At 69.5% G+C, this 15626-nt stretch carries 17 protein-coding genes and 3 pseudogenes; 12 read left to right on the top strand and 8 right to left on the bottom strand.

The window, feature by feature from the left end; genetic code table 11:
- Positions 1–74: 74 nt before the first annotated feature.
- On the bottom strand, positions 75–686 hold the full coding sequence (locus ACFRKB_RS26955; RefSeq protein WP_383109034.1) for a TetR/AcrR family transcriptional regulator: 612 nt from the start codon (positions 684–686) through the stop codon (positions 75–77).
- Between the two features lie 145 nt (positions 687–831).
- Here ACFRKB_RS26955 and ACFRKB_RS26950 point away from each other — a divergent pair, with 145 nt between their 5' ends.
- From ACFRKB_RS26950 to ACFRKB_RS26935, 4 genes are all read left to right on the top strand, one after another.
- The gene (locus tag ACFRKB_RS26950) at positions 832–1566 is read left to right on the top strand and encodes an SDR family NAD(P)-dependent oxidoreductase (RefSeq protein ID WP_383109033.1); all 735 of its coding nucleotides are present in this window, start codon (positions 832–834) and stop codon (positions 1564–1566) included.
- 32 nt (positions 1567–1598) lie between these two features.
- Positions 1599–2222 (top strand): NADPH-dependent F420 reductase, encoded by a 624-nt coding sequence (locus ACFRKB_RS26945; protein ID WP_383109032.1) that lies wholly within the window; start codon positions 1599–1601, stop codon positions 2220–2222.
- Between the two features lie 124 nt (positions 2223–2346).
- A complete protein-coding gene (locus tag ACFRKB_RS26940) occupies positions 2347–3306 on the top strand; it encodes a class I SAM-dependent methyltransferase (protein ID WP_383109030.1) in 960 nt (319 codons plus the stop codon).
- A 216-nt stretch (positions 3307–3522) separates the two neighbouring features.
- Complete coding sequence (locus ACFRKB_RS26935) at positions 3523–3876, top strand: SGNH/GDSL hydrolase family protein (RefSeq protein WP_383109029.1); 354 nt, start codon at positions 3523–3525, stop codon at positions 3874–3876.
- On the opposite strand, the pseudogene ACFRKB_RS26930 reads toward ACFRKB_RS26935, so the two are convergent.
- From ACFRKB_RS26930 to ACFRKB_RS26910, 5 genes and pseudogenes are all read right to left on the bottom strand, one after another.
- A pseudogene (locus tag ACFRKB_RS26930) lies at positions 3877–3978 on the bottom strand (IS5/IS1182 family transposase); the annotation flags it as partial. It abuts the gene before it with no gap.
- 90 nt (positions 3979–4068) lie between these two features.
- On the bottom strand, positions 4069–4953 hold the full coding sequence (locus tag ACFRKB_RS26925) for an aldo/keto reductase (RefSeq protein ID WP_383109028.1): 885 nt from the start codon (positions 4951–4953) through the stop codon (positions 4069–4071).
- The gene (locus tag ACFRKB_RS26920; RefSeq protein WP_383109026.1) at positions 4953–6395 is read right to left on the bottom strand and encodes an MFS transporter; all 1443 of its coding nucleotides are present in this window, start codon (positions 6393–6395) and stop codon (positions 4953–4955) included. Before ACFRKB_RS26920 ends, ACFRKB_RS26925 begins: the two co-directional genes overlap by 1 nt.
- A complete protein-coding gene (locus ACFRKB_RS26915; RefSeq protein ID WP_383109025.1) occupies positions 6392–6610 on the bottom strand; it encodes a hypothetical protein in 219 nt (72 codons plus the stop codon). The genes ACFRKB_RS26920 and ACFRKB_RS26915 overlap by 4 nt, the downstream gene beginning before the upstream one ends.
- 165 nt (positions 6611–6775) lie before the next feature.
- The gene (locus tag ACFRKB_RS26910; RefSeq protein WP_383109024.1) at positions 6776–7663 is read right to left on the bottom strand and encodes a helix-turn-helix transcriptional regulator; all 888 of its coding nucleotides are present in this window, start codon (positions 7661–7663) and stop codon (positions 6776–6778) included.
- Positions 7664–7898: 235 nt separating this feature from the next.
- Between ACFRKB_RS26910 and ACFRKB_RS26905 the strand changes: the two genes are divergently transcribed.
- The 6 genes and pseudogenes from ACFRKB_RS26905 to ACFRKB_RS26880 form a co-directional block, all read left to right on the top strand.
- Entirely contained in the window at positions 7899–8915 is a 1017-nt protein-coding gene (locus tag ACFRKB_RS26905) for a zinc-dependent alcohol dehydrogenase family protein (RefSeq protein WP_383109022.1), read from the top strand.
- An 88-nt stretch (positions 8916–9003) separates the two neighbouring features.
- Positions 9004–9669: an SDR family NAD(P)-dependent oxidoreductase gene (locus ACFRKB_RS26900; RefSeq protein ID WP_383109021.1), complete on the top strand. Its 666-nt coding sequence runs from the start codon at positions 9004–9006 to the stop codon at positions 9667–9669.
- 283 nt (positions 9670–9952) lie between these two features.
- Complete coding sequence (locus tag ACFRKB_RS26895) at positions 9953–10720, top strand: glucose 1-dehydrogenase (protein ID WP_383109020.1); 768 nt, start codon at positions 9953–9955, stop codon at positions 10718–10720.
- Between the two features lie 78 nt (positions 10721–10798).
- Positions 10799–11119: a carboxymuconolactone decarboxylase family protein gene (locus ACFRKB_RS26890; protein WP_383109019.1), complete on the top strand. Its 321-nt coding sequence runs from the start codon at positions 10799–10801 to the stop codon at positions 11117–11119.
- 51 nt (positions 11120–11170) lie between these two features.
- Positions 11171–11584 carry a (R)-mandelonitrile lyase gene (locus ACFRKB_RS26885; protein ID WP_383109018.1) on the top strand — a complete coding sequence of 138 codons (414 nt, stop codon included), beginning with the start codon at positions 11171–11173 and terminating at the stop codon, positions 11582–11584.
- A gap of 285 nt (positions 11585–11869) precedes the next feature.
- Positions 11870–12458: pseudogene (locus ACFRKB_RS26880) on the top strand (ISNCY family transposase); the annotation flags it as partial.
- An 87-nt stretch (positions 12459–12545) separates the two neighbouring features.
- Here the strand turns inward: ACFRKB_RS26880 and ACFRKB_RS26875 are convergent.
- A complete protein-coding gene (locus tag ACFRKB_RS26875) occupies positions 12546–12968 on the bottom strand; it encodes a DUF6640 family protein (RefSeq protein ID WP_383109017.1) in 423 nt (140 codons plus the stop codon).
- A gap of 102 nt (positions 12969–13070) precedes the next feature.
- Here ACFRKB_RS26875 and ACFRKB_RS26870 point away from each other — a divergent pair, with 102 nt between their 5' ends.
- Both ACFRKB_RS26870 and ACFRKB_RS26865 read left to right on the top strand, forming a co-directional pair.
- A complete protein-coding gene (locus ACFRKB_RS26870) occupies positions 13071–14048 on the top strand; it encodes an Lrp/AsnC family transcriptional regulator (RefSeq protein ID WP_383109015.1) in 978 nt (325 codons plus the stop codon).
- A gap of 45 nt (positions 14049–14093) precedes the next feature.
- A pseudogene (locus tag ACFRKB_RS26865) lies at positions 14094–15011 on the top strand (IS5 family transposase).
- On the opposite strand, the gene ACFRKB_RS26860 reads toward ACFRKB_RS26865, so the two are convergent.
- The gene (locus tag ACFRKB_RS26860) at positions 14980–15447 is read right to left on the bottom strand and encodes a hypothetical protein (protein ID WP_383109168.1); all 468 of its coding nucleotides are present in this window, start codon (positions 15445–15447) and stop codon (positions 14980–14982) included. The pseudogene ACFRKB_RS26865 and the gene ACFRKB_RS26860 sit on opposite strands and share 32 nt — an antisense overlap.
- Positions 15448–15626 lie beyond the last annotated feature (179 nt).

Below are 15626 nucleotides of genomic sequence, written 5' to 3'. Positions count from 1 at the left end.
GCGAAGCGGGCGCGCACGACGACGTGACCGGCCGGGGCGTCGCCGGTCGGAGTGCTCTGCCGCGGTGTGCCACGTCAACTCGACACTTCCTCCCGTCGACGGTCATCGCCGGCCGTGGCGGGGATGGCGTTGTCGATGAGGACGGCTGCGATGGCGGCGGCGGTGGGGAAGGCGTCGGCGTCGAGGACCCGGGTGCGGGCCGCGGCGCCGTCGAGGAGCAGCGCGAGCTGCTCGCCGAGCTGTTCGGGGTCGGAGGCGCCGGCTTCGCGGGCGGTGTCGGCGAGCCGCGCGGCGACGGCTTTCTTGTAGTCGCGCGCGTATTGGGATGCCGGGTGCTGGGGGTCGTGGAGTTCGACGGCGGCGGCGATGTAGGGGCACAGGGGGGTGGTGGGGGGGATGTCGAAGGCGGCGAGGAGCCGTTCGCGGGGCGTGAGGTCGGTGCGGTCGAACACGCCGGGCAGAACGGAGGGGTCGAACCGGCGCAGGTACTCGGCGACGAGTTCGTCCTTGCCGGTGAAGTGCTGGTAGGCCGTGCGCTTGGACACCTGGGCCGCCGCGCAGAGCTGGTCCATGCCGGTGCGGTTGATGCCCTGCTCGCGGAACAGTTGCTGGGACGCGCTGATGATGCGCTCGCGGGCGCCCCGGCCGCGGCGGCGGCCCGTGGGGCCCTTCTCCAACTCCGTCATGGGTCCACCGTACCGCAGCTAGGTAACGACCGGTGTACATAGTTTGCGCCCCGGCCGCCTGCCCAGTAGCGTAAGCACACAGGACGGTGTACATAACACCGTCACCCCCAGGTACACACGGCACCACCGACCCAAGGGAATGACTATGGGAAAGCTCGACGGCAAGGTCGCGGTCATCACCGGCGGCACCACCGGCATGGCGCTGTCAGGCGCGAAGCTGTTCGTCGACGAGGGAGCGCACGTCTTCATCACCGGCCGCCGCCAGGACGCCCTGGACGAGGCCGTGAAGCAGATCGGCCGCAACGTCACCGGCGTCCAGGGCGACGCCGCCGACCTGGACGACCTGGACCGCCTGTACGACACCGTCAAGCGGGAGAAGGGAAGCCTCGACGTGCTGTGGGCCAGCGCAGGCGGGGGCGAGCCCGCCCCGCTCGGCGAGATCACCGAGGCCCACTTCGACGCCGCGTTCTCCCTCAACGCCCGCGGCACCCTGTTCACCGTCCAGAAGGCCCTTCCGCTCCTCAACGACGGCGGCTCCATCCTCATGACCGGCTCCAACGCCTCCCTCGGCGCCTTCCCCGGCTGGAGCGTCTACGCCGGCAGCAAGGCCGTCCAGCAGGCCTGGGCCCGCGTCTGGCTCAACGAGCTCAAGGACCGCCGCATCCGCGTCAACGTCCTGACCCCCGGCCAGGTCGCCACCGCCAAGCAGGAAGAACTCTTCGACGAGGCCACCAAGCGCCAGTTCGAATCCCTCATCCCCCGCGGCCAGATGGGCCGCCCCGACGAAATCGCCACCGCCGCGCTCTTCCTCGCCTCCGAGGACTCCAGCTACGTCAACGGCATGGAACTCGTCGCCGACGGCGGCACCACCGCCGTCTGAACCGAACAACCACAACCAGGGCAGGACATCTCATGAGCAACATCAGCATCATCGGCACCGGGGACATGGCCCGCACCATCGGAACGCGGGCGATAGCGGGCGGCAACACCGTCGAGGTCATGGGCCGCGATCAGTCCAAGGCCGCTGACCTGGCCAAGGCTCTCGGTGGCGGCGCGACGACGGGAGAGTGGGGCACCGCCCCGGCCGGGGACATCGTCATCGTGGCCCTGTTGTACGACGGCGTCGTGCCGGTCGTCGCCCAGTACGGAGACGCTCTCGCGGGCAAGGTCATCGTCGACATCAGCAATCCCTTCAACTCCACGTTCGACGGGCTGGCCCACCGCGAGGAGACCTCGATCGCGCAGGAGGTCGTCAAGGCGGCCCCGGCCGGCGCCAGCGTGGTGAAGGCGTTCAACACCATCTTCCGCCATGTCCTGGAGAAGGGTCGGCCCGACGTCTTCATCGCTGGCGATAATGCGCGGGCCAAGGCACGTGTGGCAGCGTTCATCGAGAGCCTCGGGATGCGTCCGCTGGACGTCGGCGGCCTGAAAATGGCGCACTGGCTGGAAGGAGCGGGCGTGGTCACGGTGGGCCTCGCCAACCACGGGGTGGGGAACGTGGACTTCGCCCTCAGCGTCACCGAACTGCCCGTCTGAGTGAACGGCTGACGGATCACAAGGACTCGCCAATCCGGAGTGTTCTCCGCTGAGAACAGCTCTGGCGGTGACATGCCGAGGTGCGTCGCCAGGCAGGTCAGAGCCTCCAGCTGTTTGCTTTTCCATGGGGTTGGGGCAGGCCGTGGGTGGTGTTGAATATGGCTCCATGAGCGAGGGTGGGCGTGCGGCGAGCCGGACGGCGGTGCTGGTCTGCCAGGGCCGGGCGGCCGCGAACGGGAGGGTTGCTACAGGCCAGTTCGCGGATCCGGTCGCGGTACGGCTGCTGCGTGGTGCGGAACGTACGCCCGTGGACGAGGTGCGCGCGAACACTCCGCCGGAGGGTTGGCGGGAGCGCACCGTGTATGAGGGTGTGCGGGCGTGCGCCGAGGTGGTCGTGCCGCGGACGGTCGCGATCGACGAGGCACTGCGCGCCCGCGTGACCGGCCAGCTCGTGATCCTCGGCGCCGGTCTGGATACGCGCGCGTGGCGTCTGCCCGAGCTTGCGCGGACAGATGTGTGGGAGGTCGACCATCCGGCTTCCCAGCAGGACAAGCGCGCCCGCCTCGCCGAGGCCGCGCCAGTGCTCCGAGGTCCGGACGAGGACAGTCGCCTCGCCGCCGAGCTGCCGGCCATCGCCCGTTCCGTGCGGTTCACACCGGTCGATTTCGCCGTCGATGATCTCGGTGCTGCGTTGGATGCGGCCGGGCACGACCCATCCGTGCCGACGACATGGCTGTGGGAGGGCGTCGTTCCGTACCTCACGCGCGACGAGGTGCGCGCCACGGTGGCCGCGCTCGCCGTCCGGACGGTCCCCGGCAGTGCACTCGTCGTCAACTACCAGGCGCCGTCGGCGAGGGCGGCCTCGGGCCGGCTTCTGACACGCGTGCTCGGCAGTTCCGTCACATCGGGCGAGCCGTGGCGCTCGCTGTGGAGGCCGCAGCGGATGGCCGCACTGCTCGCGGACTACGGTCTGCGGGTGGTGTCGGACGACAACCTCCTCGCCCTCGCACACAGCCTCGGCAGCCCGGCACGCGGGCGGACATCCTTGCGGTCAGGCCGCGTAGCCGTCGCGGAGAGCCACTGACGTCAGGATGTGAATCGGGCAGGGGCGCTGGTCTGTAGCCTGGCGGCGCTGTACGTCGGCGCAGCGGACCGTGGAGATCATCCTGTCTGTGGCCATCGGGGCTGCTATCGGTCTCGTAGGAGCGGTGTTCGGTTCGTGGTTCACCGCGCGCCGACAGGACCGCATGTGGCTCCGCGAGCAGAAGCTCAAGGCCGGGAGAGGCGACGGCGTCGGCTCGTGTCCGCGGACACCGCCAAGTGCCTGACCCCGGCGCCCGGTCAGACGGAACTGCCGTTCGCCGACGTCCCGCAGGACGCCCTGCCGGTCCTGGACCAGATCCAGAAACGCCTGGACGACGTCATGAAGAAGGCCGTCGCGGACGCCGGCGCCGACTTCGTCGACCTCTACGCCCACACCGGGAGCAACACGGCGTGCGACGGCGCGGGCCGGGGCATCGGCGGCCTGCTGGAGCACTCCCAGATCCAGTTCGGCAACGACAAGCTCCCCTGGTACGCGCACCCCAATGAGAAGGGCCGCGGCATCCAGGCCAAGTGGGTGGCCGACAAGGCCGAGCAGATCCTCAACCGGTAAGCGGGCACGCCGCCCCTCCTGGTCCGAAGGCTGAGGGATGACGGCACGGATCGCGCGCCGGCGGAGATGGCTCCGGATCGCGCGGGACGCATACGGGCGGTTGACGCACGTCGTGGGCGCCAAACGCCTTGACGGCGGTGGGCACGGGGACTTCTTCGGGGGTTCTGGTGCTGGAGGCTCCGGTAGGTCGGGTCAGGCTTCGGGAATGGCGCGGCCGTAGGTGGCGAGGGTGACGATCTCGGGATCGGGGCCCCCGCGCCGACCGGTCTCCAGCGCGTCCAGGGCGGTGAGTTCGTCTGCGGTGAGCTCGAAGTCGAAGACGTCGATGTTCTCGGCGATGCGGGCGCGCTTGGTGGACTTGGGGATGACCGAGCGGCCCTGCTGGAGCCCCCAGCGCAGCAGCACCTGGGCGGGGCTCTTGCCGTGCGCGTCGGCGATGCGGGTGACGGCGGGGTCCTCAAGGACGCTCTCGCGGCCCTCGCCATAGCCCGGGTAGAAGGTGATGCCTCCGATCGGGGACCACGCCTGGTTGAGGATGTTGTGCTGGTCGTCGAAGTCGAGCACGGCACGCTGCTGGAAGTAGGGGTGGATCTCCAGCTGGTTGACCGCCGGCACGACGGAGGTGGCGTCCAGCAGCGTGGTCAGGTGGTCGGCCATGAAGTTGCTGACGCCGATGGCTCGCACCTTGCCGTCGGCCAGGAGCTTCTCCAGGGCGCGGTAGGCGGCGAGGGTCCTGTCGAACTCGGACGGCAGGGCCTGGTGCAGGATCAGCAGGTCGATCCGGTCCACCCCGAGCTTCGCGGCACTCTTCTCGAAGCCGTGCAGGGCCTCGTCGTAGCCGTAGTCGCTGATCCAGATCTTCGTCTCGATGAAGATCTCATCGCGCGGCACACCGGAGTCGCGGATGGCCTGGCCGACCTCGCGTTCGTTGCCGTAGGCGGCGGCGGTGTCGATGTGCCGGTAACCGAGGTCGAGCGCGGCCGTGACAGCGGCCTGGGTCTCATCGGGCGGGGTCTGGAAGACACCGAGTCCGAGGGCGGGCATCTCTACGCCGTTGTTGAGGGTGAGGGTCTGCATCACAGGGACCTTTCGTTGTGAGTAGCCCGTGCGGGCACGATGAGGGTGAGGACGGTGACGACCGCCAGCGCGAGCAGGACAGCGGAGCCGGTCAGGGCCGTTCCCGAGCGGGCCGCGATATCCGCGGCCGTGTGCCCGGTGGAGACGGAGGCGGCGACGGCGGTCAGGATGCTCAGGCTCAGTGCGCTGCCGATCTGGTGCACGGTGTTGACCAGGCCCGAGCCGGCCCCCGCGTCCGCGGGGGCGACGCCGTCCACGCCGCTGGAGGTCAGCGGTGCCAGCGTCAGGCCCTGGCCGGCGCCGATCAGCACCATGGGCAGGGCCACGCCCGCCAGGTAGGGGGTGTGCAGGCCGAGGCGGCTGAGCCACGCCATGCCCACCGTGGTCAGGACGCCCCCGGTCAGGAGCACGAGCGGCCTGGCGGCCCGTTCCAGCAGCCGCGGGACCTGGACAGCGAGAACGAAGTTGACCAGCGTCATCGGAAGGAACGCGAGGCCGGCCTGCAACGGTGTCCAGTGGTAGACGCTCTGCACGAACTGCGCGGTGAAGAAGAAAAAGCCCATCATCGCGCCCATGTAGAGCATCCGGGTGAGGTAGGCGCCGCTGCGTTCCCGGCTGTTGAACAGCCGCAGTGGCACGATCGGTTGCGCGGCTCGCCGCTCCACCCGGACGAACAGCCCGAGCATCACCACGCCGGCCACCAGCGGCACCAGGGTCAGGACAGCGGTCCAGCCGAAGTCGGCGGCGTTCACGATGCCGAGGACGAGTGCGGTCGACCCCAGTGTCCCCAGCACTGCCCCCGCGATGTCGAAGCGGCCTTGCCGGCGTTCCGTCTCGGGCAGGAACCGCGGGGCCAGCACCATCATCACGACGCCGACCGGGACGTTGAGGAAGAACCCGGCCCGCCATGAGATCAGATCTGCCACGAGACCCCCGACGACCAGGCCGAACGCGGCGCCGAGACCGGCGACAGCGCTGTAGGCGGCCATCGCCCGGTTACGAGCCCGGCCCTCGGCGAAGCTGCGCGTCAGAAGGGACAGCGCGGACGGGGCCAGCACCGCGGCTCCGATGCCCTGGAGCGCGCGGGCGCCGATCAGCCACCACTGGGTCTGCGCGGCGCCCACCAGGAGCGAGGTCAGGGAGAAGACGACCAGGGAGAACAGGAACACCCTTCGGTGTCCGAACAGGTCACCGGCCCGGGCCCCCAGGAGCAGCAGCCCGCCGAAGACCAGGACGTAGGCGTTGGTGATCCAGGACAGGCCGGTCTCGGAGAAACCCATGTCGGAGCGGATCTGCGGCAGCCCGGTGAAGACGACGGAGTTGTCGAGGATGACCATGAAGTAGCTGACGCAGATGATCGCAAGAATCAGCGTCGCGTGAACCGGAGTCCCGTGGGATCGCGCCGCCGCAGGTGCCGACGCGCGCTGGGTGGAGGTGGTCATCGCGTCACCAGCCCCGTCGTCAGCGTCCTGCCGTCCGTGATCGTCCACGCCGCGGACGACGCGCTGCCGAGGCGCACGGAGGCCACCGTGCTGATCTCAGGCTGCCTGTTCACAGCCGCGCCAGCACCTTGAGGGCCTTGCGTTTCCTTGCGGTACGGGTCGGCGCCCTGCCCGGCGCGGACGTCGAGGGCTTCGTCCATGAGTGCTGCGCGCACGCTGTTCCTTCAGGTCGGTCTCATCAGGCCCATCGAGGACTCGCCGTCCTGGGCCTTCTCCAGGTAACCGCGGCTGGACGCGCAGGTGGGAGTCACTCCTTTTCCAGGTAATGGCAGTACCTCGCAGGCGTCTCCTCGCCAGTTGGGCCGCAGCGGGGAGGGAGGTCAGTTCTCTCGCGGCCGCCCGGCGAGGGCTTCCTGTGTCGCGGCCCAGGAGGCGAGCAGACGCAGGCCCTCTTCGGAGGGCGAGCCGGGTTCGGCGGTGTAGATGGTGACGGTGAGGCCGGGCTCTGCCGCCATTTCCAGCCCCTCGAACGCGAGGGTCAGGTTGCCGATGGCCTCGTGGTGGAAGTTCTTGGTGCCGGTGCCGTGGTGGCGGACGTTGTGGGCGCCCCAGCGGGTGCGGAAGTCGTCGCTGCGGGTGGAGAGTTCACCGACGAGGTCGTGCAGCTCCTTGTCGTGGGGGTTGCGGCCGGCCTCGGTGCGCAGGATCGCGACGGTGACGTCGGCGGCCGGGCCCCAGTCGGGGTAGAAGCGGCGGGACGCGGGGTCCAGGAAGGTGAAACGGGCGAGGTTCGCCTGGTTGTGGGGGTTCGCGTAGACGTCGCTGTAGAAGGCGCGGGCGAGGGCGTTGGTGCCGAGGATGTCCATGCGGCCGTTGCGGACGAAGGCGGGGCCCGCGGTGATCGCGTCGAGCGTCCACTGCAGGCTGCGGTGCAGGGTCCACTGCTGGGCGGGGCGTCGGCGTCGGGGCCGGGTGAGGGTGTCGGAGCCGTCGGCGGCCTGGGCCAGATGGAGGAGGTGGGCACGTTCGGCGTCATCGAGCCGGAGGGCGCGGGCGACGGACTCCAGGACGGCGGGGGAGGCGCCGGCGAGGTTGCCGCGTTCGAGCTTGGCGTAGTACTCCACGCTCATGTCGGCGAGGGCCGCGACCTCGCTTCGGCGCAGCCCGGGGACGCGGCGCCGGTTCCCCGAGGGCAGTCCGGCCTGTTCGGGGGTGATCTTGGCTCGCCGCGAGGTGAGGAACTCGCGGACCTCCTGTTGGTTGTCCACCCTTCGACCGTACGTGCAGCGGGCCGCATGAGGGATGTACTGCCGGTACACCCATCGACGGTGACTGGCTGGCCGCCACCCAGGGCGGTTACCTGGAGGACGTGGCGCTGTCCCCGGCCGTCCGTCGGCGGGGACGGGGCCGCCCGGCCTCGGCGCGCGGTCGCCTCGCGACCCGGGGACGGTCATACGCGGACCGCTCGCGGCGGTCCGACTTCACCTGAGCGAAGGAACCCTCATGTACGGCGCAGTGATCCACGCCCCCGGTGACGTCCGCTTCGAGACGCTGGACGACCCGAAGATCCTCCACCCCACCGACGCGGTCATCCGCACGGCCGTCACCTGTGTGTGCGGCTCCGACCTGTGGCCCTGGCGTGGCCTGGAGCCCATCGGCGACGCCCATCCGATGGGGCACGAGTACGTCGGATTCGTCGAGGAGGTCGGCTCCGAGGTCACGGCCGTGAAGCCGGGCCAGTTCGTCGTCGGCTCGTTCGCGACCTCGGACAACACCTGCGCCAACTGCCGTAACGGCTTCCCGTCGAACTGCCTGCACCGCGAGTTCATGAGCACCTGCCAGGCCGACTACGTCCGTATCCCCAACGCCCAGGGCACCCTGGTCGCCACGGACGAGGTGCCGGGCGAGGAGCTGTGGCCCGGTCTGCTGGCCGTCTCCGACGTCATGGGCACCGGCTGGTGGGCCGCCGACGCCGCCGAGGTGAAGCCCGGATCCACCGCCGTGGTCGTGGGCGACGGGGCGGTCGGCCTGTGCGCGGTGATCGCCGCCAAGGAGATGGGCGCCGGGCGGATCATCGTCATGAGCCGCCATGAGTCCCGGCAGAAGCTGGCCCGCGAGTTCGGCGCCACCGACATCGTCACCGAGCGCGGCGACGAGGGCATCGCCCGGATCAAGGACCTCACCGACGGCATCGGCGCCGACAGCGTGCTGGAGTGCGTGGGCACCGCGCAGGCCATGCGGCAGGCGCTGCACACCGCCCGCCCCGGCGGCAACGTCGGTTTCGTCGGCGTCCCGCACGACGTCGCCGTCGACGGGCAGGAGCTGTTCTTCTCCCACGTCGGCCTGCGCGGCGGCCCTGCCCCCGTGCGCCGCTACCTGCCCGACCTCATCGAACGCGTCGTGACCGGCCGGATAGACCCGGGCAAGGTCTTCGACCTCACCCTGCCCCTCGACCAGGTCGCCGAGGGCTACAAGGCCATGGACGAGCGCCGAGCCATCAAGGCACTCCTCAAGCCCTGACCCCGCACCCTTCCGCTCCCGGGGCCGAACGCCCCCTCGCCCCGCTTGAAGAACGCTCCCCTCGCCCCGCTCGGAGAGGACCCCCAACATGACCACGTTCGCTCTCGTCGGTGCCGGTCCCGGCCTGGGGCTGGCCACCGCCCGCCGCTTCGGCACCGCCGGCCACGCCATTGCCCTGATCGCCCGCAGCGACGTACACCTCCGGCACCTGACGGACGATCTCCGCCGCGACGGCATCGAAGCCCGCGGATTCGCCGCGGACGTCCTGGACCCGGTCGCGCTCACCGGCGCCCTCCAGGACGCGGCCGAGGAACTCGGGCCGACCGAGATCCTTCAGTACAGCCCGGTGCCGCGCGCCGACTTCATGAAGCCGGTCCTCGACACCACCGCCGCCGACCTGGAGGACCCGCTTGCCTTCTCTCTCAAGGGCCCGGTGACCTGCGTGAACGCGGTCCTGCCCGGTATGCGGGCCCTGGGGCGCGGCACCCTTGTCTTCGTCAACGGAGGCAGCGCGGTCCGCCCGCACCCCGAGCGGGCCGGCACCTCGGTCGCCTTCGCCGCCGAGAGCGCCTACGCCCGCATGCTCCACGACGCGCTCGCCGCCGAGAACATCCACGCCACCCAGCTCATCATCCCCGGCGCGATCCGGTCCGATTCCGAGCACAGCAGCCCTCAGGTGCTGGCCGAGCGCCTGTACGCACTGCACACCGAGCGCGACGGCTTCCGCCACTACGCCGAGCCGATGCCCGAGTGACGAACAGGCCGCGGACAACTCTCCGGCGCCCGATCCGGGCGGTGCCACTCCGGCCATTCAGGCCGCTCCGACCAGTCCAGTCGGCGAGCACGGCGGCCGTGGGACCGCCGGCTCTGACCGGCTGCCCAGGCAGCGGGGGCGCCGGATGTGTCCAGCCAGGACAGCGGCCGGCCGGCCACGGCCGACCGCGTCACCACCGAACCCCTGGCCTGATCCGACTCGGCCCGCACACCTACTCGGCACACCGCCGCCCCCACGCACCGCACGGAAAGGGAGAAGCCCGTTGAACCCCACGTACGACTTCACCGGCCAGGTCGCCTTCGTCACCGGAGCCTCATCCGGCATGGGCCTGGCCACGGCACGCGCCTTCGCCGAAGCGGGCGCCGCCGTCGGCCTCGCCGACATCGACGAAGCCGCCCTCGATACGGCGACACGCCAGCTCACCGACGCAGGCCACCGGGCGCTGGCCCTCACCTGTGACGTCACCGACGAGTCCCAGGTCGCCGCCGCCGTCGACCGCACGGTGGAGACCTTCGGACGCCTGGACATGGCCTACAACAACGCCGGCATCCAGATCCCGCCCGCCGACGCCGCCGAGGAAGCGGCCGAGGTCTTCGACCGCGTTCACGCCGTCAACCTGCGCGGCATCTGGGCGAGCATGAAGCACGAGCTGCGTCACATGCGTACCCAGGGCAGCGGAGCGATCGTCAACTGCTCCTCCCTGGGCGGCCTGGTCGGCATCCCCGGCCGCGCCTCGTACCACGCCAGCAAGCACGGCGTCATCGGTCTGACCGGCAGCTCCGCCCTGGAATACGCCCCGCGCGGCATTCGCATCAACGCGATCTGCCCCGGCACCATTGACACCCCCATGGTGAGCGACATGATCGCCAAGGGAGAACTCGACCGCGCCGAGGCCGAAGCGAACCAGCCGATCCACCGTCTCGGCACCGCCGACGAGATCGCGCGCGCCGTCCTGTGGCTGTGCAGCCCCGGCGCCAGCTTCGTCGTCGGCGTCGCGCTGCCCGTCGACGGCGGCTACGTCGCGCAGTGACCACCGAGCCGGCGAGCGGCTCCCCAGGCCGGGCCGACCTGATACGCGCCGACCGGATACGCAACAAGGAGTGACAACATGCCCAAGCAATCCGCGCCCAGGGAACTGGAGACGATCGCGCCCAAGCTCGTCGAGATCACCAACGAGGTGCTCTTCGGTGACATATGGGAACGTCCCGGGCTCTCACCGCGCGACCGCAGCCTGGTGACCGTCAGTGTCCTCGCCGCGCTCTACCGCGGCGAACAACTGCCCTATCACCTGGGCGTGGCGCTGGAGAACGGACTGAGCGTCGAGGAGCTCTCCGAGGCCATCACCCACCTGGCCTTCTACGCAGGCTGGCCCAACGCCATGACCGCGATCAACCATCTCAAGGCGCTCACCGAAGAGCGCGGCGCCTGACACCCCGCACATCACTTCCCCCCCGCAGCCGCACAGCAAGGAACACCTGCCATGGAAATCGTCACGCATACCCCGACCGCCAAGGCCCCCGCCGAGCGCTTCACCGGCGATGTGTATCTCAACATGATCGAGACCCCCGCCGAGCCGGCCCGGTTGGCGACCGCCTTGGTCCGCTTCACTCCTGGTGCTCGCACCAACTGGCACTCCCACGCCAACGGCCAGACCCTCTACATCACCGACGGCGTCGGCCTCGTCGGCACCCGTGACGGCGACGTCGTACGCGTCAGCGCCGGCCAGACCGTCAAGTGCCCGCCCGGTGAGGAGCACTGGCACGGCGGCACCGACACCACCCTCATGGCGCACATCGCCATGGTCGTCGGCGATGCCGACGGCGACGGCACCACCTGGCTGGAACCGGTGACCGACGAGCAGTACGCCAACGCGCTCGCCACCGTCACCCGCTGAGAGCCAATGCGACGGTCGGCGCGCGAGGGACGGGACGCACGCCCGGCCGCCCCTTGTGAATCGACACCCCGTACGTACTCCGAAGGGACATCACATGCACTCGGTTCGGTTCCGGGAGGCGTCGGTGGCTGCGATGTATGCCGCCCCCGACGACCCCGCCAGCTGACCGACCTGGCGCATCTGCTTCCTCACGTCGACGTCCTCGCGACTTGCGCTTGGCACCGGGCAGGCCGTCCAGGCAGGCGTTGAACAACCGCTCTTAGTCAGGGCCGCCGCCCTCCACCCAACGCCCGCCGGGCACTGCGCGAGCGGCTCTCAGGACGCCTCACGCGCCTGGTGACCGAACTGGGCCGAGACCATGGCGCACACCCGCCGGCTGTTGGAGCAGACCGCTCAGCGGCTGGCGGGCATCCGCTCGATCCCAGACCGGATGGTCTCCCTGGCTGACCCCGATGCCCGGCCGATCCGCAAGGGCAAGCCTCAGCACCCGACCCGGTTCGGCCACACCGCGCTGGTGGCCGAGGACGAACGCGGCTTCGTTGTCGATCACCTGCTCCACCGCGGGAACCCCGCCGACGCGCCACAGTTGGTGCCCGCAGTCGAGCGGGTGACCACACTGACCGGCTGCCCGCCTGACACAGTCGTTGCCGACCGGGGCTTCGGCACCGCGGCCAACGACCTGGCCCTGGCCGAACTCGGCGTGAAGCGGATCGGCCTGCAACGCGCGGGGAGACCGGGCAAGGCCCGCCGCGAGTACGAACGCACCAGGCCCTTCCGCCGCACCCGCCTCCGCCGTCTGACCGGTGCCCAGACCTGGGCCGGACTCGGGGTCTTCGCCTACAACCTTCAGCGGATGGCCGTCCTCAGCCGCTGAAGTACGGTCCATCGCACACGGATGCCCAATCAGCGAACCTCAGCAACGGCCCCGCCACAGCCCGAACCCTTTTTCAGGGGCAAGTAGCTAGTCGGATTCTCGCGTGAGACGCCGACTCTCCAGGCCGTAGGCCAGACCGTTCAGTGCCAGTGAGACGCTCGCAACAACGGTCTGCGGGCCAAGGGCGGACGCGGGTCCTGGCTCGTCGAACAGGGCTGTTCCCGGGAAGAAGGTTGACGACAGTTGCGTGATCCAGTAGACGGACGCGGCGGCGGTGGTGACCTGCAGGCGTTCCCGGGTCCAGGGGCCGCGGCGCCCCCACAGGACGTAAAGGCCGGCCATGCCCACCGCGGTGCCCATGCTCATGGTCTGAGCGTTGTGGAACTTGGCGTGCGGTGGCCAGTCCGGGTTGTAGATGTGGGTCTCGTTCCAGTCGAAGAAGTAGCTGCCGGACGCTGTCACGAGTGCGGTCAGGGTCAGCAGTATCTTTCCGGTGCTGATCCTGGTCATAGACGTCTCCTTGAGTGGATGGTGATGTGCTGAGTTCTCCGTGGCCTGGAGACGTTTATGCTCGGCCGTGGGTGGGCACAGCGCCCAGCCGGCCGGTGGTAAATGGCGATTTTCGACGTAGGCAGGCCTGTAGTGGCGGTATCCGTGATGTTTGACGAGTTCGATCTCAAGATCATCCATGCGCTGCAGGTGGACGGGAGAGCACCCTTCAGCAAGATCGCCGGCGTGCTCGGAGTGTCCGACCAGACTGTGGCCCGCCGCTATGCCTCCCTGCGCTCAGCCAAGAAGATCCGTGTGACGGGCCGCACCGACCCGGCGCGAGTAGGCGAGGTCGCATGGTTCGTCCGGGTCCGGTGCACTCCCGACGCCGCCCGGGCTATCGGCGAAACGCTTGCCCGCCGGCCGGACACCTCATGGGTGAAACTGACATCCGGTGGCACTGAGATCGTCGCCATCGTGCGGGCGCCCACCAGCCACGACAGCGAGACACTCCTGCTGGGAAAACTGCCCCGTACCCCGCGCGTGACCAACGTCAGCGCCAACTGCCTGCTCCATATGTTCTTCGGAGGACCACAGGGCTTCATCAACGCGCTGTCCCCCGAGCAGGTGGCCCAGTTGGAGTCCCCACGTGCCGCGGACGGACCACAAGTTGACCTGGACGACGGTGACAAGCAGTTGCTGGCCCTGCTTCACCGCGATGGCCGCACGGATGTCACCGCGCTGGCCACGGCCACGGGCCGGCCCGCGACCACCCTGCGGCGCCACCTCGCCGACCTGAGGGCAAGCGGGGTCCTCTACTTCGACGTCGACTTTGACTACCGCAGCCTCGGCATGGCCAACCAGACCATGCTCTGGCTTTCGGTGGCCCCGGACCAGATGGTCGCAGCCGGCCAGGCCCTGGCCGCCCATCCCGAGGTCCCTTTCGCCGCCGCCACCACCGGATCGACGAACCTCTTCGCCAGCGTGCTGTGCCCGGACCCCAGCGCCCTGTACACCTATCTCACCACCAAAGTCGCGACCCTCCCTTCAGTCCAGCGCATGGAAACGACCCCGGTCGTCCAGACACTCAAGAACCTCTAGGCCGTGTATCGAAAGTGGATCTTGAGCAGTGAATGATCACGATTCATGGCGCGGGGAGACCTCACGGACGAGCAGCGGGCGGTGCTGGAGCCGGTGTTGCCGAGGGGGGCGAAGGCGGGACGGCCGCCCGTCTGGCCTCGTCGGCAGTTGATCGACGGCATAAGGCCCCGGGTCCGGACCGGTGTTCCGTGGCGCGACATGCCTGCCGAGTACGGGCCGTGGGGGCGGGGCTACGACCTGTTCCGTTGATGGCAGCGGGACGGCATCTGGCAGCGGGTCCTCACCCGGCTCCAGTCCCTGGCCGATGCGAACGGTGCGATCACATGGGATCTGAGCGTCGACTCCACGGTGTGCCGCGCCCGTCAGCATGCGGCCGGGGCCCGCAAGCGGGGTGACCTGCAGAAAGAACCACGGGGCGGTATCTTCAGCGAGCCCGGTGACCACGATCCGGGGCGCTCGCGCGGCGGGTTCACCACCAAACTGCACCTGGCCGTCGAACAGGGCCAAAAGCTCATGTCGATTACAGTGACGGCCGGGCAGCGCGGGGACTCGCCGCAGTTCGAAGCGGCACTGGAAGGGATCCGCGTGCCCCGTCTCGGGACAGGCCGGCCACGAGTCCGCTCCGATCGCGTGCGGGCCGACAAGGCATACGCCTCTCGCAGGAACCGCACCTATCTGCGCCGCCGCGGGATCCGCCGCACCATCCCGGACAAGGCCGACCAGGCACGCAACCACCGGAAGCTCGGCTCCCACGGCGGCCGGCCGCCGCACTTCGACCCGGCCGACTACCGCGAGCGCCATGCAGTTGAGTGCGGCATCAACCGCCTCAAGAGGCACCGAGCCGTCGCCGTGCGATACGACAAACTCGCGGTCCGCTACGAAGCGACCGTCCTCATCGTTGCCATCACCGAATGGCCGTGCCCCTCGGCCTTCACGCGGCCGGATCCACGTTCCACGCCATAGGCAGATCGCTGCCGCAGAAGACGCAGACGAAGTCGTCCTCGCGCACGATGTTGTGATCCTGGCAGTCGGGGCACCGCCGGAACACCACCTCGTGGGTGAAGCCGGAGGGCCGCCCGAGCTCTACATCGTCCAGAGCACGGGCGACCTCTGCCCAGGAGCTGACGTCCGGGCAGTACCCGGTGGACTGGTTGCTGACCTCGCACACGACCCACCCGTCTGCCTCGCGCATGAAGCTGATCTCGCCAGCGCTCAGAACCAAGTCTCCGCCGGCACACACCACGTGCTCGCTTCGCCGCGGCGCCAGTCGAAGCACACCGTCCATACCAACCACGAAGGTGAACGGTTCGGCCAGCTCCGCCGCCGATCGCTCAGCGATCCAGCCATCGAAGTCAGCCGCCGAGCCGATCAGACGCCCGCCGCCACCAGGCCGGACCATAGCCTTCAGCTCGACCGGTCCGACATATCGGTAACTCCGCCTCCACGCACTCACGTCAGCCAACCTAGAGCACTTCCGGCACACGCCCTAGGCCGTGTCTGATAATTGATCTTGTGACAGGTCGAGGCGAGTTGACGGATACGGCGTGGGAGCGAATAGAGCCGCTGCTTCCGGGTGCG

Origin of the sequence: Streptomyces scopuliridis (genome assembly GCF_042790125.1) — a bacterium.
GTDB lineage: Bacteria > Actinomycetota > Actinomycetes > Streptomycetales > Streptomycetaceae > Streptomyces > Streptomyces scopuliridis_A.
Note: the sequence above shows the minus strand (reverse complement) of the source record. Positions and strands in the feature narration are given on the sequence as shown.